General features: G+C 57.8%; 31 protein-coding genes. 24 read left to right on the forward strand and 7 right to left on the reverse strand.

Annotation, left to right across the window (positions count from 1 at the left end; translation table 11 throughout):
* Positions 1–8 precede the first annotated feature (8 nt).
* Positions 9–749, forward strand: a complete 741-nt coding sequence (locus AC2FI9_RS09820) for an aspartate/glutamate racemase family protein (protein WP_496767232.1) — start codon at positions 9–11, stop codon at positions 747–749.
* Here AC2FI9_RS09820 and AC2FI9_RS09825 read toward each other — a convergent pair whose 3' ends face one another.
* Positions 750–1280, reverse strand: a complete 531-nt coding sequence (locus AC2FI9_RS09825; protein WP_496767234.1) for a prolyl-tRNA synthetase associated domain-containing protein — start codon at positions 1278–1280, stop codon at positions 750–752.
* 89 nt (positions 1281–1369) lie between these two features.
* Here AC2FI9_RS09825 and AC2FI9_RS09830 point away from each other — a divergent pair, with 89 nt between their 5' ends.
* From AC2FI9_RS09830 to AC2FI9_RS09890, 13 genes are all read left to right on the forward strand, one after another.
* Entirely contained in the window at positions 1370–1888 is a 519-nt protein-coding gene (locus AC2FI9_RS09830; RefSeq protein ID WP_496767236.1) for a hypothetical protein, read from the forward strand.
* A 161-nt stretch (positions 1889–2049) separates the two neighbouring features.
* On the forward strand, positions 2050–3555 hold the full coding sequence (gene ffh, locus AC2FI9_RS09835; RefSeq protein WP_496767238.1) for a signal recognition particle protein: 1506 nt from the start codon (positions 2050–2052) through the stop codon (positions 3553–3555).
* Positions 3552–4109, forward strand: coding sequence for a GNAT family N-acetyltransferase (locus AC2FI9_RS09840; RefSeq protein ID WP_496767239.1), 558 nt, complete (start codon positions 3552–3554; stop codon positions 4107–4109). Before ffh ends, AC2FI9_RS09840 begins: the two co-directional genes overlap by 4 nt.
* Positions 4106–4657, forward strand: coding sequence for a GNAT family N-acetyltransferase (locus AC2FI9_RS09845; RefSeq protein WP_496767241.1), 552 nt, complete (start codon positions 4106–4108; stop codon positions 4655–4657). Before AC2FI9_RS09840 ends, AC2FI9_RS09845 begins: the two co-directional genes overlap by 4 nt.
* Entirely contained in the window at positions 4654–5205 is a 552-nt protein-coding gene (locus AC2FI9_RS09850; RefSeq protein WP_496767243.1) for a GNAT family N-acetyltransferase, read from the forward strand. The genes AC2FI9_RS09845 and AC2FI9_RS09850 overlap by 4 nt, the downstream gene beginning before the upstream one ends.
* Positions 5202–5498 carry a chorismate mutase gene (locus tag AC2FI9_RS09855; protein ID WP_170561253.1) on the forward strand — a complete coding sequence of 99 codons (297 nt, stop codon included), beginning with the start codon at positions 5202–5204 and terminating at the stop codon, positions 5496–5498. The genes AC2FI9_RS09850 and AC2FI9_RS09855 overlap by 4 nt, the downstream gene beginning before the upstream one ends.
* 42 nt (positions 5499–5540) lie before the next feature.
* Positions 5541–5930 carry a 30S ribosomal protein S16 gene (gene rpsP, locus AC2FI9_RS09860; protein WP_170561254.1) on the forward strand — a complete coding sequence of 130 codons (390 nt, stop codon included), beginning with the start codon at positions 5541–5543 and terminating at the stop codon, positions 5928–5930.
* 12 nt (positions 5931–5942) lie between these two features.
* Entirely contained in the window at positions 5943–6578 is a 636-nt protein-coding gene (gene bluB / locus AC2FI9_RS09865) for a 5,6-dimethylbenzimidazole synthase (protein ID WP_496767246.1), read from the forward strand.
* 6 nt (positions 6579–6584) lie between these two features.
* Positions 6585–6734, forward strand: coding sequence for a hypothetical protein (locus AC2FI9_RS09870; RefSeq protein ID WP_496767250.1), 150 nt, complete (start codon positions 6585–6587; stop codon positions 6732–6734).
* Complete coding sequence (gene rimM, locus AC2FI9_RS09875; protein ID WP_058278985.1) at positions 6727–7230, forward strand: ribosome maturation factor RimM; 504 nt, start codon at positions 6727–6729, stop codon at positions 7228–7230. The genes AC2FI9_RS09870 and rimM overlap by 8 nt, the downstream gene beginning before the upstream one ends.
* Positions 7230–8045 (forward strand): hypothetical protein, encoded by an 816-nt coding sequence (locus AC2FI9_RS09880; RefSeq protein ID WP_496767252.1) that lies wholly within the window; start codon positions 7230–7232, stop codon positions 8043–8045. Before rimM ends, AC2FI9_RS09880 begins: the two co-directional genes overlap by 1 nt.
* Positions 8042–8851, forward strand: coding sequence for a tRNA (guanosine(37)-N1)-methyltransferase TrmD (trmD, locus tag AC2FI9_RS09885; RefSeq protein ID WP_496767253.1), 810 nt, complete (start codon positions 8042–8044; stop codon positions 8849–8851). The genes AC2FI9_RS09880 and trmD overlap by 4 nt, the downstream gene beginning before the upstream one ends.
* Before the next feature lie 198 nt (positions 8852–9049).
* Complete coding sequence (locus AC2FI9_RS09890) at positions 9050–9412, forward strand: hypothetical protein (RefSeq protein ID WP_147235301.1); 363 nt, start codon at positions 9050–9052, stop codon at positions 9410–9412.
* Here AC2FI9_RS09890 and AC2FI9_RS09895 read toward each other — a convergent pair.
* Positions 9409–10212 (reverse strand): glycoside hydrolase family 25 protein, encoded by an 804-nt coding sequence (locus AC2FI9_RS09895; RefSeq protein ID WP_496767256.1) that lies wholly within the window; start codon positions 10210–10212, stop codon positions 9409–9411. The two genes, AC2FI9_RS09890 and AC2FI9_RS09895, sit on opposite strands and share 4 nt — an antisense overlap.
* A 378-nt stretch (positions 10213–10590) precedes the next feature.
* Here AC2FI9_RS09895 and rplS point away from each other — a divergent pair, with 378 nt between their 5' ends.
* Together rplS and rpmE are read left to right on the forward strand one after the other, a co-directional pair.
* Entirely contained in the window at positions 10591–10974 is a 384-nt protein-coding gene (gene rplS, locus AC2FI9_RS09900; protein ID WP_058273331.1) for a 50S ribosomal protein L19, read from the forward strand.
* Positions 10975–10985: 11 nt separating this feature from the next.
* Positions 10986–11207: a 50S ribosomal protein L31 gene (gene rpmE / locus AC2FI9_RS09905; RefSeq protein WP_010437577.1), complete on the forward strand. Its 222-nt coding sequence runs from the start codon at positions 10986–10988 to the stop codon at positions 11205–11207.
* A gap of 79 nt (positions 11208–11286) precedes the next feature.
* Here rpmE and AC2FI9_RS09910 read toward each other — a convergent pair whose 3' ends face one another.
* The 3 genes from AC2FI9_RS09910 to AC2FI9_RS09920 all read right to left on the reverse strand — a co-directional run bounded on the left by AC2FI9_RS09910 (position 11287) and on the right by AC2FI9_RS09920 (position 14375).
* The gene (locus tag AC2FI9_RS09910; RefSeq protein ID WP_496767258.1) at positions 11287–11751 is read right to left on the reverse strand and encodes a GNAT family N-acetyltransferase; all 465 of its coding nucleotides are present in this window, start codon (positions 11749–11751) and stop codon (positions 11287–11289) included.
* Positions 11752–11810: 59 nt separating this feature from the next.
* A complete protein-coding gene (locus AC2FI9_RS09915; RefSeq protein WP_496767260.1) occupies positions 11811–13406 on the reverse strand; it encodes an MFS transporter in 1596 nt (531 codons plus the stop codon).
* A gap of 81 nt (positions 13407–13487) precedes the next feature.
* The gene (locus AC2FI9_RS09920; RefSeq protein WP_496767262.1) at positions 13488–14375 is read right to left on the reverse strand and encodes an AEC family transporter; all 888 of its coding nucleotides are present in this window, start codon (positions 14373–14375) and stop codon (positions 13488–13490) included.
* Positions 14376–14592: 217 nt separating this feature from the next.
* Here AC2FI9_RS09920 and AC2FI9_RS09925 point away from each other — a divergent pair, with 217 nt between their 5' ends.
* Both AC2FI9_RS09925 and AC2FI9_RS09930 read left to right on the forward strand, forming a co-directional pair.
* Entirely contained in the window at positions 14593–15402 is an 810-nt protein-coding gene (locus AC2FI9_RS09925) for a division plane positioning ATPase MipZ (RefSeq protein ID WP_496727013.1), read from the forward strand.
* 321 nt (positions 15403–15723) lie between these two features.
* Positions 15724–17190: a uracil-xanthine permease family protein gene (locus AC2FI9_RS09930; protein WP_108861328.1), complete on the forward strand. Its 1467-nt coding sequence runs from the start codon at positions 15724–15726 to the stop codon at positions 17188–17190.
* Between the two features lie 77 nt (positions 17191–17267).
* Here the strand turns inward: AC2FI9_RS09930 and AC2FI9_RS09935 are convergent, their stop codons facing one another.
* Together AC2FI9_RS09935 and AC2FI9_RS09940 are read right to left on the reverse strand one after the other, a co-directional pair.
* Entirely contained in the window at positions 17268–18512 is a 1245-nt protein-coding gene (locus AC2FI9_RS09935) for an adenylate/guanylate cyclase domain-containing protein (protein WP_496727012.1), read from the reverse strand.
* Between the two features lie 60 nt (positions 18513–18572).
* The gene (locus AC2FI9_RS09940; RefSeq protein WP_496767264.1) at positions 18573–19025 is read right to left on the reverse strand and encodes a MarR family winged helix-turn-helix transcriptional regulator; all 453 of its coding nucleotides are present in this window, start codon (positions 19023–19025) and stop codon (positions 18573–18575) included.
* Positions 19026–19082: 57 nt separating this feature from the next.
* Here AC2FI9_RS09940 and hmgA point away from each other — a divergent pair, with 57 nt between their 5' ends.
* The 6 genes from hmgA (at position 19083) to maiA (ending at position 25287) form a co-directional block, all read left to right on the forward strand.
* Positions 19083–20438, forward strand: a complete 1356-nt coding sequence (gene hmgA / locus AC2FI9_RS09945) for a homogentisate 1,2-dioxygenase (protein ID WP_496767266.1) — start codon at positions 19083–19085, stop codon at positions 20436–20438.
* A 22-nt stretch (positions 20439–20460) separates the two neighbouring features.
* Complete coding sequence (gene fahA / locus AC2FI9_RS09950; RefSeq protein ID WP_496767268.1) at positions 20461–21717, forward strand: fumarylacetoacetase; 1257 nt, start codon at positions 20461–20463, stop codon at positions 21715–21717.
* A gap of 10 nt (positions 21718–21727) precedes the next feature.
* Positions 21728–22678 (forward strand): MBL fold metallo-hydrolase, encoded by a 951-nt coding sequence (locus AC2FI9_RS09955; protein ID WP_496767270.1) that lies wholly within the window; start codon positions 21728–21730, stop codon positions 22676–22678.
* 137 nt (positions 22679–22815) lie between these two features.
* Positions 22816–24426 carry an FAD-dependent oxidoreductase gene (locus tag AC2FI9_RS09960; protein WP_496767273.1) on the forward strand — a complete coding sequence of 537 codons (1611 nt, stop codon included), beginning with the start codon at positions 22816–22818 and terminating at the stop codon, positions 24424–24426.
* Positions 24427–24431: 5 nt separating this feature from the next.
* A complete protein-coding gene (locus AC2FI9_RS09965) occupies positions 24432–24629 on the forward strand; it encodes a DUF2783 domain-containing protein (RefSeq protein WP_200833234.1) in 198 nt (65 codons plus the stop codon).
* 19 nt (positions 24630–24648) lie between these two features.
* Positions 24649–25287, forward strand: a complete 639-nt coding sequence (maiA, locus tag AC2FI9_RS09970) for a maleylacetoacetate isomerase (RefSeq protein ID WP_496767276.1) — start codon at positions 24649–24651, stop codon at positions 25285–25287.
* Positions 25288–25300 lie beyond the last annotated feature (13 nt).

A 25300-nucleotide genomic window follows, 5' to 3' on the forward strand; every position in this document is an offset into this window, starting at 1 on the left:
CGTTCATCATGAAGAAAATCGGCATTCTGGGCGGTGTGGGCTGGGCCTCGACCGTGGATTATTACCGAGCGATCGCAGAAGGGGCCAGCAGGCACTTTGCCAATCGCGGCCACAGCTCGCCCCTGCCGATCCCGCCCATGACAATCGAATCCGTTACGCAGGCCAAAACACGCGCCCTGCGGGGAACCGCCGGAGACGAGGCCAGTTGGTCCGGGTTCGACGCGGTGTTTCGCGAGGCGCTGTTAACACTTGAAAACGCGGGCTGCGACTTTGGCATCATCGCCTCGAACACTCCGCACGCGCGGCTGCATGCGATCCGGCAAGGTATCACCATGCCCATTCTCAGCATTTTCGATGCAACGGCTGAGGCCACGGCATCTGCCAAGGCGTCCACAGCCCTGGTTCTGGGAACGACAGTGACCATGCAGGCCAGCAATTATTCAGACCGATTGGCCGCTGAAGGGATCACTGCAAATGATCGCTTGCCCGAAACGGAAATTGCCGAGATGCAGGCTATGATCGACAGTGACTTCTACGGCGGCGCATCAGACACGGCGCGCGCTCTTTTACTAACATTCTGCGACAGGCACGCAAAGCCGGGAACCGCGATCTTGCTGGCGTGCACCGAACTGCCGCTGGCCTTTCCCGACCACCTGGATGACCCTGTTTTTGAAGCTGACGGCCACCTGTTCGTCAATCCGTCCGCCGCCCATGTCGCCGCAACCCTCGAAGAGGCGCTGAGCGATTGATCACGGCAGCCAGGTGATCTCGCATCCGATCTGATCGAAGAATGCCATCAGGTCATCGCGTGTCATGGCGACAGTCCGGTCATTTACCAATGGATGCATATAGATGACGTCCGCCGTTTGCGCGGCGGCGTCCATGAAGAACCGCACATCGTTTGACGCCCCGTTGATCATGGCCAGCGGACTGACCGCGCCGGGGCGGATGCCAAGGTTCTGAAACAGCCGATCCGCCGATCCAAACGACAGATTACCGATCCCCAGCTCTGTGCCCAACGCCTTAAGATCAATCTCGCGGCTTTGTTCCAGCGTCACCAGATAGTTCCGCTTTTTCTTGTCGCGCAGGTACAGGTTCTTGAGGCGCAAGGTGTTTTCGCCTGGTACCAGGAATTGCTCTTCAACGCCTTTGGCATCCTCAACCGTGCGCAGGGGGATATGCGTGTGCAGACGATAGCTCAGCCCCCCGTCATCCAGCCGCTGCAACAGCGCGTCTGAACTGATCGGCAGCGTGTCTTGAAAAGCGGATGACGCATCCATGGGTACCTCCTCGTTTGAGGCGCTAATCGCGCAATGCGCTGACAGATTCAAGCCACGACAGGCCTGAAAATCGATGCTAGCGTGCCGCCATGAAAGTCACGCGCAATTCTCCGAACCAACTGATCTTGTCCGATACGCCATGGTTTATCGGCATCACGCTGGTCTTCTTCATTCTGGCTTTTGTCGGCGCGGGCCTGTTCATGGTCAGTGAGGGCGGTGAGGGCATCTTGTTCGGCATCTTCTTTGCCCTATTCGGCGGTGGGATGGGTCTTGGGGCCTTCTGCGCCTTTGTGCGCCGCGTTCAGGTTATCTTGGACCGGAACAAAGACAAAATAATGATCCGCAGGCAGTCCGTCTTTGGCTATGATACCGTCGAGCATTTGCTTGCAAACTTGTCCCATGCGGAGATCGAAAGCACGGCATCGAGAAGCAATAAGGGGACATCCACCCGATATCGGCCTGTGCTAATATTGGACAAGGGAATGAGCGAGGGCCGGCATCCCATCGTCGAGGCATTCTCAAATGGTCGGGGTGCGCATCGGCTGGTTGATGCGGTCAATGACTGGCTTCCTGCGCGCAAGGTTGACTCTGCCAGCCGATCGGCCTAAAGCCCAACCCAACATCCGGAAGCGTCTGATCTTCCGGTCCCTTGAGTCGTTCAGGGATCGCCCCCCACCAGCGTGTTACGCCCGTGGGGGCGTTTGTGCATTTAACCGGCGCATCCTATCTAGGGCACGCCACCAGATAACCGGCATAGGAGGCCGAAGGCATGTTTGAAAATCTATCCGAACGCCTTTCTGGCGTCTTTGACCGGCTGACCAAACAGGGTGCCCTGTCCGAAGAGGACGTCAAAACCGCTCTGCGTGAGGTTCGGGTTGCGCTGCTTGAGGCAGATGTCTCGCTGCCGGTAGCTCGAGAATTCGTCAAGAAAGTGCAGGATCAGGCCACCGGTCAGGCGGTGACCAAGTCGATTACCCCCGGACAGCAGGTCGTCAAGATCGTGCATGACGCGTTGGTCGACACCCTGCGCGGTGAAGAAGATCCAGGTGCGCTGAAGATCGACAACCCTCCTGCCCCGATCCTGATGGTCGGCCTCCAGGGCTCGGGTAAGACGACCACAACCGGTAAGCTGGCGAAGCGCCTGAAAGAGAAAGAGGGCAAAAAGGTCCTGATGGCCTCGCTCGACGTCTATCGCCCGGCCGCGATGGATCAGTTGGCCGTTCTGGGCACGCAGGTTGGCGTTGACACCCTGCCGATTGTGCCGGGCCAGAAGCCCGTTGATATCGCCAAGCGCGCAAAGCAGCAGGCCACGCTGGGCGGCTATGACGTCTACATGCTGGATACCGCTGGCCGTCTGCATATCGACGAAGTCCTGATGGACGAGGTCGAGCAGGTCCGAAACGCGGTTGATCCGCGCGAGACCCTGCTGGTCGTCGACGGCCTGACCGGTCAGGTCGCTGTTGAAGTCGCCGAAGAGTTCGACGCCAAAGTCGGCATCTCCGGCGTGGTCCTGACCCGGATGGACGGCGACGGGCGCGGTGGTGCGGCGCTGTCGATGCGTGCGGTCACTGGCAAGCCGATCCGCTTTGTCGGTCTGGGTGAGAAGATGGACGCGCTCGAAACCTTCGAGCCGGACCGTATCGCCGGTCGTATTCTGGGCATGGGCGACATCGTTGCCCTGGTCGAAAAAGCCCAGGAAACGATGGAGATGGAACAGACCGAGCGCATGATGAAGCGCATGGTCAAAGGTCAGTTCAACATGAACGACCTGAAAATGCAGCTGGAACAGATGATCCAGATGGGCGGCATGCAGGGCATGATGGGCATGATGCCCGGCATGGGCAAAATGGCCAAGCAAGTCGAAGAAGCAGGCATGGATGACAAGGTGCTCAAACGCCAGATCGCCATGATCCAGTCCATGACCAAACGCGAACGCGCCAACCCGCAACTGCTGCAAGCGAGCCGTAAGAAACGCATCGCCGCCGGTTCGGGCATAGAGGTCAGCGACCTCAACAAGCTGCTCAAGATGCACCGGCAGATGTCCGACATGATGAAGAAGATGGGCAAAATGGGCAAAGGCAAGATGCTGAAACAGGCCATGAAAGGCATGTTCGGCAAAGGCGGACCCTCGCCCGAGGACATGGCCGCGGGTATGGATCCCAAAGCGCTGGAACAGGCCGCCAAGGCGATGGGCGGCAAGATGCCCGGTATGCCTGGCATGGGCGGCGGCATGGCTCTGCCTCCGGGTCTGAGCGGTTTCGGAAAGAAAAAGTGACGCCAGCACGCTGCACCCAGCCCCCGTCTGGAAAGGCGGCGATGGCAGCAGCGCAATATCGCGCGGCCTTGCCGGTCATTCAGACCCGGCGGCTGGTCCTGCGTGCGCCCACTTTGGACGACCTGCCGGTGTGGACGTCAGTCTGTGCAGAAAGCTTTGGCGACACTGAGCAAGAAGCCTGGACCGAGTTTTCCTACTATACCTCCGGCTGGCTTCTGCATGGTCATGGCCTGTTCTCGGTCACCCTGAAAGATGGCGGTCAGGTCATTGGCTTCGTCATTCTGGGCTTGGAATGGGACGATCAAGAACCCGAGCTTGGCTATGTTTTCAGCACCGAATACCGCAAGCAAGGCTACGCCATTGAGGCCTGCACTGCCGTTCGCGACTTCGGTTTTGACCTGCTCGGGTCCGGCCAGTTCGTCAGCTATGTATCGGCATCCAACGTCCGCTCGAATGCGCTGGCTCAACGCCTTGGTGCGTCCCGTGACGCCATGGCTGAGAGCGCCTTTGGCGCAGACCAACATGTCTGGCGCTATGGCGAGGTGCAGGCATGACACTTTCCATGGCGATCCCGACGCTGGAAACCGAGCGCCTGATCATGCGTGCCCCCTGCGAAGCTGACTTCGCAGCCGAGGCCGAGTTCTTTGCCAGCGATGCCTCAAAATTCGTCGGCGGCCCAAAACGCCCGGACGAAACTTGGCGCGCAATGGCGATGCTGCTGGGTCACTGGGCCATGCGCGGATATGGGTTCTGGGGCGTCGAAGAAAAGGGCACCGGCACCTATGTCGGCCATGTGGGCCTGTGGTTCCCACACAGTTGGCCCGAGCCCGAAATCGGCTGGACGTTGATGAATAACGCCACCGGCAAAGGTTACGCGACCGAGGCCGCTCTGGCCGCGCGTGCGCATGCCTATGATGTGCTGGGGTGGGAAACGGCGATTTCTCTGATCGATCCGGACAATCTGGGCAGCAAGGCCGTGGCCGAAAGGCTGGGCGCGCAGTTTGATTATACCTACGAACACCCGGGTTTCGGTACAATGCAGGTCTGGCGGCACCCTGCGCCGGCCGATCTGGTGAATGGCGGGATCGAGGCCTACGCATGACGTCGTACACCATCCCCACCGTTGAAACAGAAAACCTGATCCTGCGGGCACCACAAGAGGGTGATCTGCCCGCGATGACAACCTTCTTCGCGTCGGACCGCAGCCGTATGGTCGGTGGACCAAAAACGCCGCTGGAGGCATGGCGGTCGCTTTTGGGCCGGTTCGGGCACTGGGCCATCATGGGTTACGGCGGTTGGCACATCGTTGAAAAGGCAAGCGGCGCGTTTGCAGGCTGGACCGGGATCATCAACGCCCCGGGCTGGGATGAGCCGGAATTAGGTTGGGTCGTTTTCGACGGCTTCGAAGGCAAGGGCCTTGCATACGAAGCTGCGATGGCTGCCCGCGCCTATGCCGCCCATCACCAGGGGGTGAACGGTCCGATCTCATACATCGCCCACGCGAATGACCGCTCGCGCGCATTAGCCGAACGTCTTGGTGCCACTTATGAGCGCGAAGGCGAGGTTGTCGGCGAACGCTGCCAGGTTTGGCGGCACCCGATAATCGACATTTCCGACACCGCTTTGACCGCTGAGAGGACCGGCCAATGAACAACCCTGTGACACGGGCTGCGACGTTGCTGAAAGAGCATCGCGAAAGCATTGATCGGCTGGACGCGATCCTTGTCTACACGTTGGGCGAGCGGTTCAAGCACACCCAGGCCGTTGGCAAGCTCAAGGCCGAACACGAACTTCCCCCGTCCGATCCTTCGCGCGAGGCCGCGCAGATCGCACGGTTAGAAGAACTGGCGAAAGAAGCCGATCTGGACCCCGATTTCGCCAAGGCTTTTCTGAATTTCATCATTCAGGAAGTCATCCGACACCACAAGAAACACCAGAACTAAACCGGTGAACCACCGGATACGCCATTCAAAGGAGATACCACCATGGCAATGAAAATTCGTCTCGCCCGCGGCGGCTCGAAAAAGCGTCCTTTCTATCGCATCGTAGCGGCTGACAGCCGTATGCCCCGCGATGGTCGCTTCATCGAAAAGCTGGGCACCTACAACCCGCTGCTGCCCAAAGACAGCGAAGAGCGCGTGAAAATGAACATGGAGCGCGTTCAGTACTGGCTGGACCAGGGCGCACAGCCCACCGACCGTATCGCACGGATGCTGGAAGCTGCCGGCACCCGCGACAAGGCCGAGCGCAACAACCCCAACAAGGGCACCCCGGGCAAGAAAGCTCAGGAACGCGCAGAAGAAAAAGCTGCAAAGGCTGCTGAAGCTGCCGAAGCGGCTGCTGCGCCGGCTGAAGAAGCAGCAGCAGAAGAGTAAGCAGGTCGGCGCGTGCAGGATCAGGACTTCACCGACGATTTTCGCACGCAGTTCGAACTGTTGATGCGGCTCCGGCGCGATGTGCGCCGGTTCCGCACCGATCCCGTGGACGAGGCGGTGCTGACGCGCTGCCTCGACACATTTCGACTGGCCCCTTCAGTGGGGCTGAGCGAACCCTGGCGCGTCATTCGCGTCGAAAGCGAAGCGGCGCGTGCCGCAGCGCTGGAGAATTTCCAAAACGCCAACGAAAAAGCCCTTGCGGGATACTCGGGTGACAAGGCGCTGAAATACAGCCGCCTGAAGCTGTCCGGCATGCAGGAAGCGCCTGTTCAGCTGGCTGTTTTCTCAGACGAGACGACCAACAAAGGTCTGGGGCTGGGCGCGGGCACGATGCCCGAGATGCGCCGCTATTCTGTTGTAGCCGCAATCACCTTGTTTTGGCTCGCTTTGCGGGCCGAGGGGTTGGGTCTGGGTTGGGTCTCGATCCTTGATCCCGAACGGATGAAACGCGATCTGGCTGTGCCTGACGATTGGTCTCTGGTAGGCTACTACTGTGTGGGCTGGCCGGAAGAAATGTCTGAAAGACCCGAACTTGAGCGTGCCGGCTGGGAACAGCGCAGCGCCCGGTTGCATATCGAAACGCGGTAAGGCCAGATGTTCGGACTGATACGGCTTCCCATCCTGTTGCTGATCGCTTTTATTGTGGGCGTGTTCTTTGAGCGCAATAACCAACGCGAGGCATGTGCCTCGCTTGGAGACTGGCAGGACGGATTATGTGTAACGACGGAAGAGCCAAATGACTGATCTGATCTGCGTGGGCAGCGTTGCGGGGTCTTACGGCGTGCGCGGCGAAGTGCGGCTAAAAAGTTTTTGCGCCATCCCAGAGGATATCGAGACCTATTCGCCCCTAACTGACGAAGACGGCAAGGAACGCTATCCGCTGGTCCTGACCCGCCCAATCAAAAACGGCTTTGCGGCGCGTTTGGGTGGGATCGAGACCAAAGAACAGGCAGACGCCATCAACGGCCTCCGCCTGTTCGCGCGGCGTGATCAGCTGCCATCATTGCCTGATGACGAATTCTATCACACCGACCTGATCGAGCTTGAGGTCTACGACACCGGCGGAACGCTGCTGGGTCGTGTGAAGTCGGTACAAAACCACGGCGCCGCAGATCTGCTGGAACTGCACGGGCCGGGGTTGAAAGGCACCGTTTTTCTGCCCTTCACGCTTGAGGTTGTTCCAACCGTGGATCTGGACAAAGGCCGCATCATCGCAGACCCGCCCGAGGGGCTGATCTGATGCGACGCGTTCTGCTGCATCTGGGGCTACACAAGACCGGAACCACTGCAGCTCAGTCGTTTCTGTATGAAAACCGCGAGTTGATCTGGCCACATTTTGCACTGTTGCTGCCTTACAAGACGCGCAAATTGGGGCTGTCAGGTGCTGCGACCCGCCACTCCATCTATGGAACCGTGGGAACGCTGTCCGAATTCAGCTCGCAGGCCCGAGAGTATCTGGCCACGCGGAACTTCGGCACGAAACGTGGCCTGATCGTCAGTGAAGAGAATTTCAGCGGCCTGCGACCCAGCCGCAATATCGAACAGGGGTATGCAGCTACACCCGATCTGGCCGCTTGTCTGGTGGACGCCGTCCGCGATCGGTTCGAGGATCAGGAGGTCAATATCACGATCTACCTGTCCCTGCGCCAGCGCGGAGCGTGGTTGCGCAGCCTGTGGGCTCACGATCTTCAAAGAACCCGTGAAGTCCAGGATTTCGAAACCTTCCGCACGAACATGGATCACCTGCCCCCGCTCGAGGAAACGGTCTCGGAAATTCGCAAGAAACTGCCGTCGGTCACCGTGATCCAAGAGTGGCTGGAAGAGACGCATTTGCGCCGCTTTGGTCCCGGTACGCCTTTTGCCGAATTCCTGAACTTGCCTCGGGAAAAAGCGCAGCTTTTGGTGCCGCCCACAAAATCCAACAGCAGGCTGCCGGAAAGCGTGCTGGCCGAATTGCTGACGCTGAACCGATCCCATCTGGACGAAGCTGAGCTGACCCGGCAAAAAGCGCTGGTAGTAGAGCGGGCAAAGAACGCGATGGTCGGCACAATATGACAGACAAGCCAGGCAAATCTCACGGACGCAAGGCAATCCGACCCACGCTGAAGCCGCGTGAATTGATGACTCCGACCCCTGATCTGCACGGGGTCTGGAAGGCAAAAATCATCACCCTGTTCCCTTCCGCCTTTCCCGGCGTTCTCGGCGAAAGCTTGACGGGCAAAGCCTTGCAAGAAGGGTTGTGGCAATTAGAGACCGTGGATCTGCGCCAGTTCGGCGTTGGCAAGCATCGCAATGTCGATGACACGCCGGCTGGCGGCGGCGCGGGTATGGTGTTGCGCGCAGACGTGCTGGGTGAGGCAATCGAACACACAATGGCTGGCGTGCAGGGCAACTGGCCGCTGATCTACCTCAGCCCGCGCGGTCGCCGCATGGATCAACGTATGATGCAAAACCTCGCACGCTGCGACGGTATGACCTTGCTCTGCGGTCGGTTCGAAGGCGTCGATGAACGCGTGTTGGAACATTACGGCGTTCAGGAAGTCAGCCTTGGGGATTTCGTGATGACCGGCGGCGAGATCGCAGCCCAGGCGCTGATTGACTCAACTGTGCGGTTGATTCCCGGCGTATTGGGCAACCAGGCCTCAGCCGAAGAGGAAAGCTTTTCCTCGGGTCTTTTAGAGCACCCGCAATACACCCGACCCGCAGATTGGAAAGGCCGTCCGATCCCCGACATTCTGATGTCTGGTCATCATGGGCGCATTGCCGAATGGCGGCACCAGATGTCTGAAGAGATCACCCGCAAGCGACGCCCTGATCTGTGGGAACGCTATGAGGAATCCGGGGACGACACACAGGATTGATACCCCGAGTGTGGCTTGTATGCAGCACGTTCCTGTATTTAGCGAACACCACTTGAAGCTGATGTTCTGAAAAAATACTCATCTTGAAGATATTGCAAAATGCGATTTCAATTCAACGCATAACAGGCTGCTAAATGAAAAAAAATCATATGCTTAGCTGTGCTTGCCCTTTCAGCTTGCACAACCAAGCCTCTTGAGATGGCAGTGCCCACTCAGGCGGGCCATAACCTGCACTCCGCAAAGGTCGCCGTGCAATCATGCGCCACCGAGGAAGATATTGGGGGCAACAGCGCGGTGATTGGTGGATACGCCACGAATATCCTGCTGTGGGGCGTGATCCTTGGCCCCATCGTTACGGCGCCCTTCGACGATAAGCTTCGCTCACAGGGTGAAATTGACCAGGTGCACCGCTGCATGACCGAACTTGGCTTCGAGCGACGCGAACTGACTGATGGAGAGCGGTTCTGGCTGCATCACACATCTGGCCAAGAACGGGTACGCCGTCTGGATCACCTTGTGGCCGGAGGAACCATTGAAACTTATGGGGCACCAAGCGGCTAAGTGCCCCCCGCCTTCCATCTGGCCCATATCTCAGGCGGGCCGTTGAATGTGTTGATGTCCACTTTCCCCTGAACGCCAGGAACCAAACCCGTGCCCGTATACTGCCAAAACCGCCACGCGGCCTTGGGGTAAACGTTGCGCGGGTGTCCGGCGACCGACCGCAGCCAGAATTCCGTCTTGGGCAGGCGGGCGATATCGGTGTCACCGTAGAAATCCACGGTCGTATAGACGATCGGGCGGCGGCCATAGTGGCGTTCCAGGATATCAAGGAACCGCTTCGCCTCGGACCGGACGGTGGCGCCATCGGGTCTGATGGTGCAGGTCTTGGAATGTGGCGTCCATTCCATATCCAGCACATGCGGCAGGTCGGCACCTCGGGGCACGTTCTCGATGAACCATTTTGCCTGCTCATGCGCCGGTCGGCAAAAATAGTAATAGTGATAAGCCCCCCATGGAACACCGGCGGCTTGCGCGCCGCGCCGGTGATCATCAAACAAAGGGTCGGCCACGTCCCCCCCCTCGGTCGCCTTGATGAATACGAAACTGACACCGGAGGACTTGGCCCTGCGCCAGTCAATCGGACCCTGCCATCGCGAAACATCGAGCCCGTGAACCGGATAGTGCCCCGGATGCCGGCCTTCCCACTCATGCGGCTTGGCATCCCCAAAGCTTGGAAAAATGACCGAGGGCGACGTGGTGCTCAGAAATGCCTTAGCTTCGACCTGTTGGGGCGGAGGGCTGCTGCGACCGCAGGACAGGGTCGCGAAGGCCAAAACAACCAGCATCAATGCTGTGCGCATGGTATGTTCCTGTTCTAAATTTCTGCTCTTATAATTCCGTCTAGAATGCCTGATCTGCCTGACAAGGCAACGGTGTTGTTGGCCGGTGGCGAAATCTTACCATTTGGCCCTGACCATTCTTGCGATTCAGGCTTGATCCCTGCCCATAAAGCCCGTAAAGCAGCGCAATCCGGTGCCGCGACATGCGACTCCGGTGTTTTGGTTTGCATCATGGCGTGACGCCCGGCTTTCTTCGGCCACGGCGCGGCAGGGCGGACCGGACCAAAGGAATATTCGATCTGACCTCTGGCGGGCTGTACGCAGGACCCGGTGAAGACCAAGAGCTCTCAGGCCGTGCTCAACTTCGTGGACCAACCACGAGCAGATAGGAGAAATGCGATGGACCTGATCGCACAGCTTGAGGCGGAACAGATTGCCGCCCTGGGGAAAGACATCCCCGATTTCAAAGCCGGAGACACCATCCGTGTCGGCTTTAAAGTGACCGAAGGGTCGCGCACCCGTGTACAGAACTACGAAGGCGTCTGCATCGCCCGCAAAGGCGGCAACACCATCGCCGGGGCGTTCACCGTTCGCAAAATTTCGTTTGGCGAAGGTGTGGAGCGTGTGTTCCCGCTGTATTCGACCAACATCGACAGCATCACCGTTGTCCGCCGTGGCCGCGTCCGTCGCGCCAAACTGTACTATCTGCGCTCGCGCCGTGGTAAATCCGCGCGTATCGCAGAAGTCACCAACTACAAGCCCAAGGCTGGCGCCGAAGCGTAAGGAACGGAAAGATGAAAAAAGACATCCATCCCGATTATCACGTCATCGACGTCAAAATGACCGATGGCACCGTAGTTCAGATGAAATCCACCTGGGGCGCCGAAGGCGATCAGCTGGCTCTGGAAATCGACCCCTCTGTGCACCCTGCATGGACCGGTGGTTCGTCGCGCCTGCTGGACGCCGGCGGCCGTGTGTCGAAGTTCAAGAAGAAATACGAAGGTCTGGGCTTCTAAGCCAGACCCGTTTGAGATGCGAAAGGCCGCCCACCGGGGCGGCCTTTTTTGTGGGTAGAACGTTGCCAAAAATAAGTGGCTAAGCCAGCCGCATGATCAATTCGACCTCACCATCGACAAGCCGGCCAGTCGGCGCAAACCCGAACGATTGATAAAGCGGCAGCGCACTGCCAGGTTCGTCGACGACGCTGATCACCAGGTTAGAGCGACCCTTTTTCAAAGCCACGGATTTCGCAAAATCCAATGCGGCTATTCCATAGCCCCGGCCCTGACGAGATTTGTCGACCATCAGCCGCCAGATGTAGACGCCATCCGGGTCGTCCTCGTCATCCAAATCTGCGTCGGGATGCGCCATGTCGACTATGGCAAGCAATCCCACCGCATCGCCGCCATCCCAAATGCCATAGATTTCTGACCCCGGTTCGAAAATCGACTGCGCCATCGTCATTAGATTTGTCGCGACAAACCCTGCCTGATCTTCGCGCACAGACAATGCCGCCAAAGGGCGCAAGTTTTTTTGAGAGAGTAACGCAAACTCAACCATGGCGCCCTACTATCACAACCGGATTTCCAATAGAAGAATTCCGAACGGTCGAAGCGAACTCAACTCTTCGCACGCGTCAGCTCGGCTGCGCTGTGTACGGGCGGCACCGGGCCTCGAAGCAACATCAGCGCCAAAGCCATCCCGACTAGAGCCGCCGCAGCAGCAACAAGCATCGCGCTGTCAAAGGCGTTGTCCTGCAAGTCCCTAAGGGCCTTGGCCAATGCAACGCTAGTTTCAGGATCCATTTTAGCGATCATTTGTTGGATTTGACTCGGCGTCCCATGGGTCAGGGAATGGGCCAGATCTTCTCGCTGGGCGGACCCGGTGGGCAAAGCATTCATGACCTCGGAAATACCTCTGCGGGTCGTTATAGCTTCGGCCAAGCCTCCGACTACGGCCCCTAGTGTCGCGCCAAAATACAGGCAGGCATTAATCACTCCGGACCCTTGCCCGACATGCTCTTCCGGCAAAAGGCGCAGGCCCAGCCGGGGTAGCAGCGAGAAACAGATCCCCAACCCGATACCGACAATCATCAGCTTCCGCCAGATCTCGACATATTGGGTAGAGTTCGAGGTTGTCATCAACAACAAGAACCCACAGGCCATCGCCCCCAAGCCAACCGCAATGGGCCATCGAAAGCTGTAGGGTGCCAGAAACCGGGGTGCGGTGACCGAGATCACGAACATGCTGAGGCTAAGCGGCATGATCGCCAAACCTGCGCCGACAGGCGAGTAACCGAAAGCATCCGGGGATTGAACGAACGTGTTGAAATACACAAAGAAGCAGAACAGCGTGAAGCCGGTGAAGAACATACCAACGGCGGCCATGAAATAGCGCGGATGCTTGAAGTATCGCAGCTCGATCAACGGATCGTCGCTGCGGCGGGATACGATGACAAGGATGATTGTCGCAACCGCAGCGACTCCCAGCGGCATCAATGTCATCGGCGTAGCCCACCCGCTGCTTTCGCCATTGCTAAGCGCGAAGGACAGCGGGCCAAGGAACAACAGCAGCGCAAAAGCACCCGGATAGTCAAACTTGGCCCCGGCCTGACGTGTGTCCGGCACGTATCTGCGCCGGCTGACATGTAGCCCAATCAGGAAGGCGAACATCAGCAACACCAGATCGGTCGCAAACACTGCGCGCCAGCTGATGTAGTGGGCAAAGGCTCCGCCGACGATCGGCCCGACGCCAATGGCAAGACCGACAATTGCACCCCATGCGCCGGTGACACCTGCACGCTGTTCTTCGGGTGTGGCGGCGGTGAGCAATGACAGAGATGTTCCAAACAAGGCCGCAGCCCCTGCACCCTGCGCCCCGCGCCCAAACAAAAGCATCGCGCCATCTTGCGCAAACAGGACCGAGGCGGACCCAATGCCGAAGACAATCATACCAGCAAAGAACACGCCCATCTTGCCGGTGATATCGCCCAACCGGCTGACGATTGTGACCAGCGTAGCGCTGGCCACGGTATAGGTTGCCATCACCCATTGCAGACCGGATGGTGTCAAATCGAACTCGGCCTTGAGGTTCGGCAGGATGGTCGCGACGGCCGTTGTGTTAAACCCAACAACCATCATGCAGATGGCCGTCATCGCCAGCACAACGCGGGCACCCCCCTCGTGTGTTGGGTCAGATGACGTCTTGTCGATCATAAATACACCCCAAAACTCATTGTTCTTAAATGCAATTAATGAGCAGTTTAACGATTTTTGTCGCTGCGCAAAGGGTCGGCTTTAGATCCAGTAGGACAGAGCCACCGGCAGGACGATGATCGTGGCCAGCGTCGACACAAGAATGAAACCAGCAACATCCGGCCCGTATTCCGGAACGTGCTGGTCAATGAAAAGGTAAGTCGCAACCGAGGATGGCATCAGGCAACACAGAATCACCGCGCCACGCTCAGCTCCGGTGAAACCGAACGCCCATACCAAAGTGCTGGCGATTGCAATCGCCATGACCAGATGCAGAACGGTCAACAGCACCGCCCGGCCCAGACTTTTGATCCGCAACGTCGCCAGCGTATGGCCCAATGTCAGCAGCATCAGCGGGATCGACAGCCCACCGAGAATGTCGAAGGATTTTGCCAGCGGCTGAGGCAAGCTTGATCCGCTCGCCATAAGGATCAGTGATAGGATCACTGCATAAATGATCGGGGACGTGACGAGCTTTCTGGGCGAAAACTCACCCGCCGGGATCCACATGCCGATGGTGAAAATGCTGATCAGCACGACTACGACAAAACCCATCGTATAGGCCATTCCCGCATCACCCAACGCAAGCAACGCGATAGGCAGCCCGACATTGCCCACGTTCCCATGCATCAGCGGCGTCAAAAAGGCCCGAACCGGCAGACGCATGGCTTTTAGTGCCAGAAATCCCAACACTCCGAACCCCGCAATGGCCAGCGCTGCGGCCGTCATGACGTCCAGAAAGGTGCCAACCGCAACTTGGGTCGTGGACAGATGCGAGATGATCAGCGTCGGGTACCCAACGCGTGAGACGATCCCACCGATGACTTTGTTGTCGAACGGCGCCTTGATCACAGCATGGGCATAGCCGATCCCGGCACAGATCAGCACCGGCAGAACCACGTTCAGAACGTTCAAAAACAGATGGTCCAACCGGTTCCCCTATCGCCAAACCCTGATTTGAACTGTGAAACACCCCATCCGCTTTGACAAGCACGCGTCCTAACCAACACACCCGGTTGAGTTTTCCAAATTAGAGCCTGATATTGCCCTTCGATGGCGCTTGGGGTTCTTCCATTCCCGGCCTCCACAACATATAGTGGGTCGCAACAACGTGTGGTTAAGCACGGCGGGACGTGGGAATACAAGCATGGCACATATTATCGTAGTGGGGAACGAGAAGGGCGGCGCAGGCAAATCGACCGTGTCGATGCATGTAGCGACCGCACTAGCGCGATTGGGTCACAAGGTCAGCACACTGGACCTTGATCTTCGGCAGCGCAGCCTTGGCCGGTACTTTGAGAACCGCGGTAATTTCCTGAACGGGTCCGAGGTCACTTTGCCTAGCCCTCGCCACCACGATCTGCCCGAGATTGATGCCGCCAAGCTGAAACCCGGCGAAAACATCTATGACCACCGCTTGTCAGCTGCCGTGTCCGAGCTGGAAAGCGACAGCGATTTCATCCTGATCGACTGCCCCGGATCGCACACACGCCTAAGCCAGGTGGCACATTCGCTGGCCGATACGCTGATCACGCCACTGAATGACAGCTTTATCGACTTTGACTTGCTTGCACGGATCGACTCGAAGGGCGAAAAGATCCTAGGCCCGTCGGTCTATTCGGAAATGGTGTGGAACGCGCGTCAGTTGCGCGCGCAGGCGGGACTAAAACCCATCGACTGGGTGGTCGTGCGCAACCGCGTCGGCACCCAGCGCATGGTCAACAAGGAAAAGATGCAGCGCGCGATTGAGATGCTGTCCCAGCGCATCGGCTTCCGCGTCGCCTCGGGTTTCTCCGAGCGGGTTATCTTCCGCGAGCTTTTCCCACGCGGCCTGACCTTGCTGGACCTCAAGGATATCGGGGTCAAACAGCTGAACATTTCGAACATCGCTGCACGGCAAGAGCTGCGCGACATGATGAAAGAGCTTAACCTGCCGGGCGTAGAGATCGACTTCTAACTGCCACGTTCGGGCGTTCCAGTCCCAGCGCTACTATACCTCGCTAAAATCGTAGATCGGGTGCGCCCCTGCCCTTTTGGGCAATGAGTTTTGACAATACCGGCAGCCTGACGCTTCAGCGTCGAGTTAGGGCTGACTCTGGACCGCCATTGGTTTCTTTACCAAAAATACAACCATCCAAAACACCTTTTTGGTATTTTTGATAATCCCAGCTATCTGCTTGCTCTAATAATAGACAACTTTGAATGGATCAGGATGTGAATTCCACACCAGGCTATCAAAGGACAGGACGCCAAAGCGCGCGTTTACGGGAGGACAGCCATGACCGATTCATCCATTGGGACGCCGGAGCAACTCCGCGATCCAAATTACTTTCCAGCCATATACCGGGCCGTGCCGTTGGGGATTCAGCACGTGCTTGCAATGTTCGTGTCAAACGTTACTCCGGCGATTATCGTCGCTGGCGCGGCGGGCTTTGGCTTTGGCTCAAACAGCCCGGATTTTCCCGAATTGCTGTACCTGATCCAGATGTCGATGCTTTTCGCCGGTGTTGCCACGCTGTTGCAAACGGTAACGCTTGGCCCGGTTGGCGCGGCGCTTCCGATCGTACAGGGCACATCATTCGCCTTCATTCCGATCATGATCCCTCTGGTTGCCGGAAAAGGCGTGGACGGTCTTGCCGCCCTGTTTGGGGGCGTGATTATCGGTGGCTTGTTTCATGCCCTGTTGGGCACGGTAATCGGCAGGATACGCTTTGCATTACCGCCTCTGGTCACCGGATTGGTTGTGACGATGATCGGTCTTGCACTGGTAAAGGTCGGCATCGAATACGCGGCCGGAGGCGTACCAGCCAAAGCATCGGGTGCGGAAAGTTATGGTTCATTGTCCAGCTGGACACCTGCGCTGATCGTTGTGTTTGTCACGCTGGGGCTAAAGTTCTTCGCGCGTGGCATGCTTTCCGTTTCGGCTGTCCTGGTCGGTATTTTGGTGGGCTATGTTTATTGCCTACTGGTTGGGAAGCTGCCCGTCGAAGTGATCTCCGGCTCGTGGGAACGCTCTGCGGCTTTCGCACTGCCGCAGCCTTTCAAATACGGTTTCGAGTTCTCGTTCGCCGCAGTAATCGGTTTCTGCCTCATGGCCTTTGTCTCTGCGGTTGAGACGGTCGGAGATGTCTCGGGAATCACCAAAGGTGGCGCCGGTCGCGAGGCGACCGACAAAGAGATTCAGGGGGCCACATACGCGGACGGTTTCGGCTCTGCCATTGCGGGTGTCTTTGGCGGCTTCCCGAACACCTCGTTCAGCCAGAATGTCGGTCTGATCGCTATGACCGGCGTCATGAGCCGCCACGTGGTCACCATTGGTGCCATTTTCCTGATTGTGTGCGGTCTGGTGCCGAAGGTCGGCGGGTTGATCCGAACGGTTCCGATCGAAGTGCTGGGCGGCGGCGTCATAGTCATGTTCGGCATGGTTGTCGCCGCAGGCGTATCCATGTTGTCGGATGTTGTGTGGAACCGTCGCAACATGGTGATTTTTGCGGTTTCGCTTTCGATTGGTCTGGGGCTTCAACTCGAAGTCATGAACGTGGCGCCCGGATCGGCAAATGCGCTACAGCACCTGCCCGACACCCTGCGGGTCCTGGGCGCGTCAGGCATCCTTCCAGCTGCGTTCATCGCTATTGTGCTTAACCTGATCCTGCCAGAGACACTCGCTGATGAGGCGACAGAAGAAGTCTCTGGGGGTATGGCCGGCCACGGGCGCGGCGCGTTGGTTAAGGACGATCACGTCTGAGCCAGAAACCATTGCCTGAGCCTGTTCACAATTGGATAGGCCCAAGCCGTAACAAATTTCGGCAACGAAAAGCAAACTTAATCCCGTGCGTCATTCGCCTTGTAAACCGTAAACAGTTCCTTCGGTTCCGGCACTCCACGCAGCATGTAACGACCGACAGAGACCAGCTCTGACGCGGCAGGTCGCGCCGCCTTTGCCACGTCATCCGAGATCAGGATCCGTTGACCCAGCGACCTGTGCATTCCGGCAATCCGCGCGGTCTGGTTGACGGTCGGGCCGATGACGGTGAAGTCGAGGCGGTTCTCAGAGCCGATATTGCCGTACAGAATCTCACCCGCGTGCAGGGCCAGCGTATAGTTCGACACAGGTAGGCCATCGGCAGAACGTTGTGCGTTCAGTTTCGCCATCGATGCCTCCAATTCGGCGACGGCCGCCAATGCCGCACGCGCATCCGCATCAATCTCGCCTACATCGAACATGGCCATCAACCCGTCGCCCATGAACTTGAGGATGCTTCCGTCGCATTTGTGGACCACGTCGATAGCAGCGGCCAGATACTCGTTTAGCATCTCAATAAGGGCATCGCCCGGCAGCTCTTCGGACAGGCTGGTGAACCCCTCAAGGTCAAAATTCCAGATTACTGCATCGATCTGCTGAAGCGACCCGCGCCTGATTTCGCCGGATAAAACGCGCCGACCGGCATCACGGCCCAAATAGACGCGCATCAGGTCCTTTGATATCCGCTGGTTGTTTGCCGATTTCAAAGCCAACCCGAGATGCGGCAGCGCTGTATTGATCAACGCCAGATCGCTGTCCTTGAACCCCTCGGGCGCGTTTGACGTCCAGGACAACAATACACCGTTCACCGCCTTTTTGGCGTCCTTCGGCTGATTATGAGTCGGAATGTCAAAGGACACACCCGTCGCGTAATATTCAGTGGCGCCATGTTCGCGCAGTTCATTCAGCAAGGGAAATCGGCTGGGTTCGTTCTGATCCACCAACCGTTCGTGCACGACGCTTTCGCCTTCGTTCAGAACAGCAAACAGAGGGCTAGCACGCCATTGATCGCTGGGCTGTTCAGAGTATTCGAACTTTTGATATTCCCCTCCCTTGCCGTAATACCAGCTATAGCCGGTTCCGCCATAAATCGGGTGCAGGGTCGACTGGGCCGCATGAAATCGCATCAGCGGAACGCCCAGTTCCACCAGGCGATTGCAGTACTCTTCCAGCAGTTCTTCTTTTTCGACACCCTCAAGCCCGCGCGCCACCAGCCAGTTGATCAGATCGCTTGATTTTGCCGTATCGGCATCCAAGGTCGTCATGTTTTGTCCCATTTTTGTTCTGGGCTTCATCTGGGAATTGAGGCGGTGAATTACCAGTGGTCAATCCATATGCGCCAAACGCCGAAGCATTTTGCGCAACAGTTCTGCTTCGTTCCGGGAAAACAGGCCAGCAAGCTTTGTATCATAGGCCTCGGCCACCAAGCGCAAATCCCTGTAAACCGACTGACCTGCGGATGTCAGCGTTAATTGTTCAACCCGGCGGTCGGATGTGTCGCGTTTACGGGCTAAGTATCGGCGCTGTTCCAGTTTCGAAACTGCACGGCTGACCTTGGTTTTGTGAATTTTGGCACGCTCACCTATTTCTTTTGCAGTCATCTCGCCGTAATTTCCCAGATGAAACAAGACGCGCCATTCGGTGCGAAGCATTCCGTAACGGTCCTTATAGACCTGCTGAAACTCTAGCGAACTTTCTTCGGCTGCACGGTTCAGCAGGTACGGCAGGAATTCCTGCAGATCAAAGTCATCTTTTTTGGCAGATTTGTCCTGAGTCATGCTTGTTAGTTACAAAATCAACTATTACTCGACAAGCAGCAATTGGAGGAACACAGGATGAACCATCCGACGGATCCGCACAAAATGACGCAAGCCAGCACGCCCGTTGGCACGCAAGCAGGCTATATGCCCGGCTTTGGAAATGATTTTGAGACGGAAGCCCTGCCCGGCGCGTTGCCGCAGGGTATGAACAGCCCGCAGCGTTGCAACTACGGTCTTTATGGTGAACAGCTTAGCGGCACGGCCTTTACAGCCAATCCGCCCGAGCGCACGTGGTGCTATCGCATTCGCCCGTCGGTCAAGCATTCGCACCGTTATGAAAAAATCGAACTACCACACTGGAAATCCGCGCCCTGCGTTGACCCGGACGTGATCAGCCTTGGCCAATACCGCTGGGACGCAGTGCCTCATTCCGATGACGGGCTGACATGGCTCACCGGTATGCGCACCATGACAACGGCAGGGGATGTGAACACGCAGGTGGGCATGGCCAGCCACATCTATCTGGTCACGGAATCCATGGTGGATGACTATTTCTTTTCGGCCGATTCCGAGTTGTTGGTGGTGCCGCAGGAAGGTCGTCTGCGGTTCGCAACAGAGCTGGGAATCATTGATCTGGAACCCAAGGAAATCGCCATTCTCCCCCGTGGCCTCGTGTACCGTGTCGAGGTGCTGGAAGGCCCAGCGCGCGGATTTGTCTGCGAGAACTACGGCCAGAAGTTCGAATTGCCCGGCCGCGGTCCAATCGGGGCCAACTGCATGGCCAATCCACGCGATTTCAAGGCTCCGGTGGCGGCGTTTGAAGACCGCGAGGTGCCTTCGACCGTGACGGTCAAATGGTGCGGGCAGTTCCATACCACAAAGATTGGTCAAAGCCCGCTGGACGTGGTGGCGTGGCACGGGAACTACGCGCCCTACAAATATGACCTGCGCACCTATTGCCCGGTCGGCGCAATTCTATTCGACCATCCCGATCCGTCGATCTTTACCGTCCTGACAGCGCCCTCTGGGCAACCGGGCACCGCCAATATCGACTTTGTCCTGTTCCGCGAACGCTGGATGGTGGCCGAGGATACTTTCCGCCCGCCCTGGTATCACAAAAACATCATGTCCGAGTTGATGGGCAACATATACGGCCAGTACGACGCCAAACCGCAGGGGTTTGTTCCGGGCGGCATGAGCCTGCACAACATGATGTTGCCGCATGGGCCGGATCGGGAGGCGTTTGAGAAAGCATCAAACGCCAACCTCGGGCCAGACAAGCTGGACAACACGATGTCCTTCATGTTCGAAACCCGTTTCCCGCAGCATCTGACACCATTTGCAGCCAACGAAGCCCCGTTGCAGGATGACTACATCGACTGCTGGACGTCGCTTGAGAAAAAGTTCGACGGCACACCGGGCAAAAAGTGACACCCAAAAGAGGTCTGAATACATGCCATTGATGAAATCCTGGGTGGCCTCGGCCAATGAGGCCGATAACCCGTTTCCCCTGAACAACCTGCCTTACGGTGTTTTCTCGACCGAAGGCGGCGATCCGCGCTGTGGCGTCGCGATTGGTGACATGATCCTGGATGTCACCGCCGCTGAGACCAATGGTCTGATCGAACTGGCCGACGAGCCGCTCTTTGACCTGCCTTTCTGGAACCCGCTGATGGAGGAAGGTCCTGCCGTCTGGGCTGCATTGCGCAACCGCCTGACCGCATTATTGGCCGAAGGCGCCGAAGAACAGGCGCAGGTTGAACCGTTGCTTATTGCTCAGATCGACGCCGAAATGCACATGCCTTTCGCCGTCAGCGAATACACCGATTTCTATGCCGGACGTCACCACGCGCAAAACGTCGGCACCATGTTCCGCGGACCGGAAAATGCCCTTCCGCCAAACTGGTTGCATATCCCCATCGGGTATAACGGCCGGGCTTCATCCGTTGTCGTGTCGGGGACCGATATCCGTCGGCCATGGGGTCAGCTCAAGTCGCCCGACCATGACATGCCCGCTTTTCTACCTAGCCGTCGTTTTGACATCGAGCTTGAGATGGGCGCGATTGTCGGTACACCCTCGGACGGACCCATCTCGGTTCAGGAGGCCGACGACAACATCTTTGGCTACGTTCTGCTGAACGATTGGTCCGCACGCGATATTCAGGCCTGGGAATATCAACCCTTGGGGCCGTTTCAAGCCAAAGCCACAGCCACTTCGATCAGCCCGTGGATTGTGACAAAGGCGGCACTGGAACCCTTTCGCTGCGACACGCCTGCGCGTGAATTCGAGTTATTGGATCACATCAAAGACTGCGGTCCGATGCTGTATGACATTGATTTGGAGGTCACGATGGAGCCCGACGGCAAGGACGCCACAGTCATTGCCCGAACAAATTACAACGAAATGTACTACTCGGCCGCCCAACAACTGGCACACCATTCGACCTCAGGCGGCCCAATGAACACGGGCGATCTGCTTGGGTCTGGCACGATTTCCGGTCCAACAAAATCAGAGCGGGGCTCGCTGTTGGAACTCAGCTGGGGCGGAAAGGAACCGCTGACGCTGGATACCGGTGAAACCCGCACTTTTATCGAGGACGGTGACACACTGACCCTGACAGGTGCTGCCAAGGGCAAAGGTTACACCATCGGGTTTGGCGACTGTGTCGGGACCCTGCTGCCCGCCCTTGAAAACCCATACGCCCGATAAGGAACTCATCATGTCCAAGGCATTCGCGTCCCAAGGGGACATGTCGGAAAAGAAGATCTCTTTCACGGAGGTCGGCGAGGGCCTTTATGCCTTCACCGCCGAAGGCGATCCGAATTCAGGCGTCATCATCGGCGATGATAGCGTCATGATTGTCGAGGCGCAGGCGACCCCGCGCCTGGCCAACAAGGTGATCGAATGTGTGCGGTCCGTCACCGACAAACCGATCACCCACGTTGCGCTGACCCACTACCACGCGGTTCGCGTACTGGGTGCCAGTGCGTTTGGTGCGCAGCAGGTCCTGATGTCGGACATGGCGCGCGCCATGGTCGTTGAACGCGGGCAAGAGGACTGGGACAGCGAGTTTCAGCGTTTCCCCCGCCTGTTTGAAGGCCATGAAAGCATCCCCGGCCTGACCTGGCCCACCACCACATTCAGTGACACGATGACGGTTTATCTGGGTAATCGTCGGGTCGATCTTATGCATTTGGGCCGCGCCCACACCGCAGGTGATATCGTCATTCACGTACCCGACCAGAATGTCATGTTCACCGGTGACATCGTCGAATACCACTCGGCCTGTTATTGCGGTGACGGGCATTTCAGCGATTGGGGCGATACGCTGGATGAAATCAAGTGGTTCGACGTCGATGCCATCGCACCTGGTCGCGGAAACGCCCTGGTTGGCAAGGACATGGTCAATGCAGCGATCGAAAACACTCGTGACTTTGTCGAAAGCACCTACCGCCCGGCTGCGAAAGTGGCGGCACGCGGAGGATCTCTGAAAGAGGCATGGGATGCAGTGCGCGCAGAGTGCGATCCGAAATTCGCCGATTACGCGATCTACGAACATTGCCTGCCTTTCAATGTCGCCCGCGCCTATGACGAAGCCCGCGGCATTGACACGCCCCGTATCTGGACCGCCCAGCGCGACTTGGAGATGTGGGAGGCCCTGCAGGGCTGAAGAAGACGAGCAAACTTGATCCAGATCGTTTTGCACAGGGGAAATAGGTGGAATCATAGGGCAAGGCCTTCTGGCGCGTGCGTGCCAGAGGGCGGGATCTAGTGCGCCCACGGCGCCTGAGTATCGGGGGAGAGCCCATGAACAATATTTTCGAAGTTCCACTCTATGCCTATCAACGCAGCCCGGATCAGGACACGGCAAGCTCGGTACGACACAAGGTTATCGTGATTGGTGCCGGCCCGGTTGGGTTGGCCGCGGCCATTGATCTGGCCCAGAAAGGGGTCCCCGTCGTCGTGCTGGACGACAATGACAAGGTTAGTTTTGGCAGCCGAGCGATCTGCTTTTCACAGCGGTCTCTGGAAATCGCCGACCGTCTGGGCGCCGGGGTTAAGTTGGTCGATAAAGGCGTGCTGTGGGATGCCGGCAAAGTCTTTTTTGACAACCGGCAGGTCTATGAGTTTCACCTGCAACCCGACGCGGGCTATGCGCACCCCGCCTTCATCAACCTGCAACAATACTATTTTGAAAAAGCGCTAGTTGAACGGGTACGGGAACTGCAGGCCGAGGGCGCGCCGATTGAAATTCGCGGCCAGAACAAGGTCGAAGCCGTCGGTACCCACAACGATCACGTCAAGCTTGAAGTCGAAACTCCCGAAGGCCCCTATAACGTTGAGGCGGATTGGCTGATTGCCTGTGACGGTGCAAACTCGCCAACCCGCCGCATGCTCGGCTTGGATTTCGAAGGCCGCGTATTCGAAGACAACTTTCTGATCGCTGACGTGGTGATGCAGGCGGACTTCCCGACCGAACGCTGGTTCTGGTTCGACCCGCCGTTCAATCGCGGACAGTCTGCCCTGCTACACAAACAACCCGACAACGTGTGGCGGATCGACCTGCAACTAGGAAGGGACATCGATCCCGAGCAGGAAAAACAACCTGAAAACGTGATCCCCCGGCTTAAGGCGATGTTGGGCGAAGAGATCAATTTCGAACTTGAATGGGTCTCGATCTATACGTTCCAATGCCGTCGGATGGAGCGGTTCCGCCATGGTCGCGTTTTGTTTGCTGGCGACAGCGCTCATCAGGTCAGCCCCTTTGGCGCGCGTGGGGCCAACTCTGGCCTGCAGGACACAGACAACCTGTGCTGGAAACTAAAGATGGTTATTGACGGCGACGCGCCCGAGCTTTTGCTGGACAGCTACAACCGCGAACGGGTCGAAGCCGCTGATGAGAATATACGCATGTCCACCCTATCGACGGAATTTATCACGCCCAAATCCGATATGTCGCGACTTTTACGGGATGCGGTTTTGGACCTCAGCGAGCACTACGCGTTTGCGCGCCCGCTGGTCAATTCCGGCCGGTTGAGCACACCATGCGCATATTCCGGATCATCGCTGAGTTCTGCGGATGCTCTGACCGGGCCAGAGATCACGCGCCCCGGTTCCGCCTGCCCCGACGCGCCTTTGGGTGATGAATTTTTGCTGCCCAAGTTGGCCGGAAAATTCACGCTGCTGACGATAGATGCGGATGCACCCGACAGTATCGAAGAGGGCGGTGTACAGGCGACGCGGCTGGCCCTGTCGGTCAAGGATGACCTGTCTTTGGAGTTGAAGCGCAGGTATCTGGGTGATGCCACAGGCGCGGTGTACCTGATCAGGCCTGACCAACACGTTGCAGCCCGTCGCGACACGTTCGAAGAAAACGCATTCCGGCAGGCGATCCGCCGGGCAACAGGTAAGGAGTGAGCGACATGACCGATCTGATCCTTTCCCCCAATCTTGAAAATGCCGACGGTTTCTATGCCGATTTGGTGGCGGCGCATGATGGGCTGGTCAAAGCCGACAGTGACGCCCTGAATGCACGTCTGGTTCTGGTCCTGGCCAATCACATCGGCAATGCAAATGTATTGTCTAGCGCCCTGAAAGCCGCCACGCTGAAGGACACCTGACGAACTGAGGAGATCGATGATGAGCGGCGTGGTGTTGTATGACTTTTGGCGGTCTTCGGCCAGCTACAGGGTGCGCATCGCGCTGAATCTGGCCGGGATCACCTATCGCGGAGTGTCGGTTGATCTGGCAGCGGGCGAACAAAGGTCCGACCACCACTTGGCGCGTAATCCACAGGGGCTGGTCCCCGTGCTCGAGATTGACGGGCTGCGGTTGACGCAATCTCTGGCCATTATCGACTACCTTGACCAAACTCGCGGCCTTGGACTGTTGCCTCCGGAACCGGCGGCCCGGGCGCATGCGCTGGCTTTGGCGCAATCCATCGCGGTTGATGTGCATCCGGTCTGCAACTTGTCCGTCGCGCAGTATGCGACCGCGCTGAGTGATGGTACTGACGGTATGCCCGGTGACTGGATGCGCCATTTCATTCGCCCCGGTCTACTGGCTTTTGAGGCGCTTCTCGAGGGTTTTGAACAAGCACCCTATTGCACCGGGACCAAGCCCGGACTGGCCGATGTTTGCCTGGTCCCGCAAATGTACAATGCGCGCCGTTGGGACGTGGATTTATCGGACTTGCCGCGCAGTTTAAACGCCGAGGCCGCTTGTGCCGAACATCCCGCCTTTGCCGCAGCCCACCCAAATCTCCACGCAACCACTTGATCTGGCGCACAGA

The sequence above is a fragment of the Ruegeria sp. CDSA246 genome (assembly GCF_059611225.1).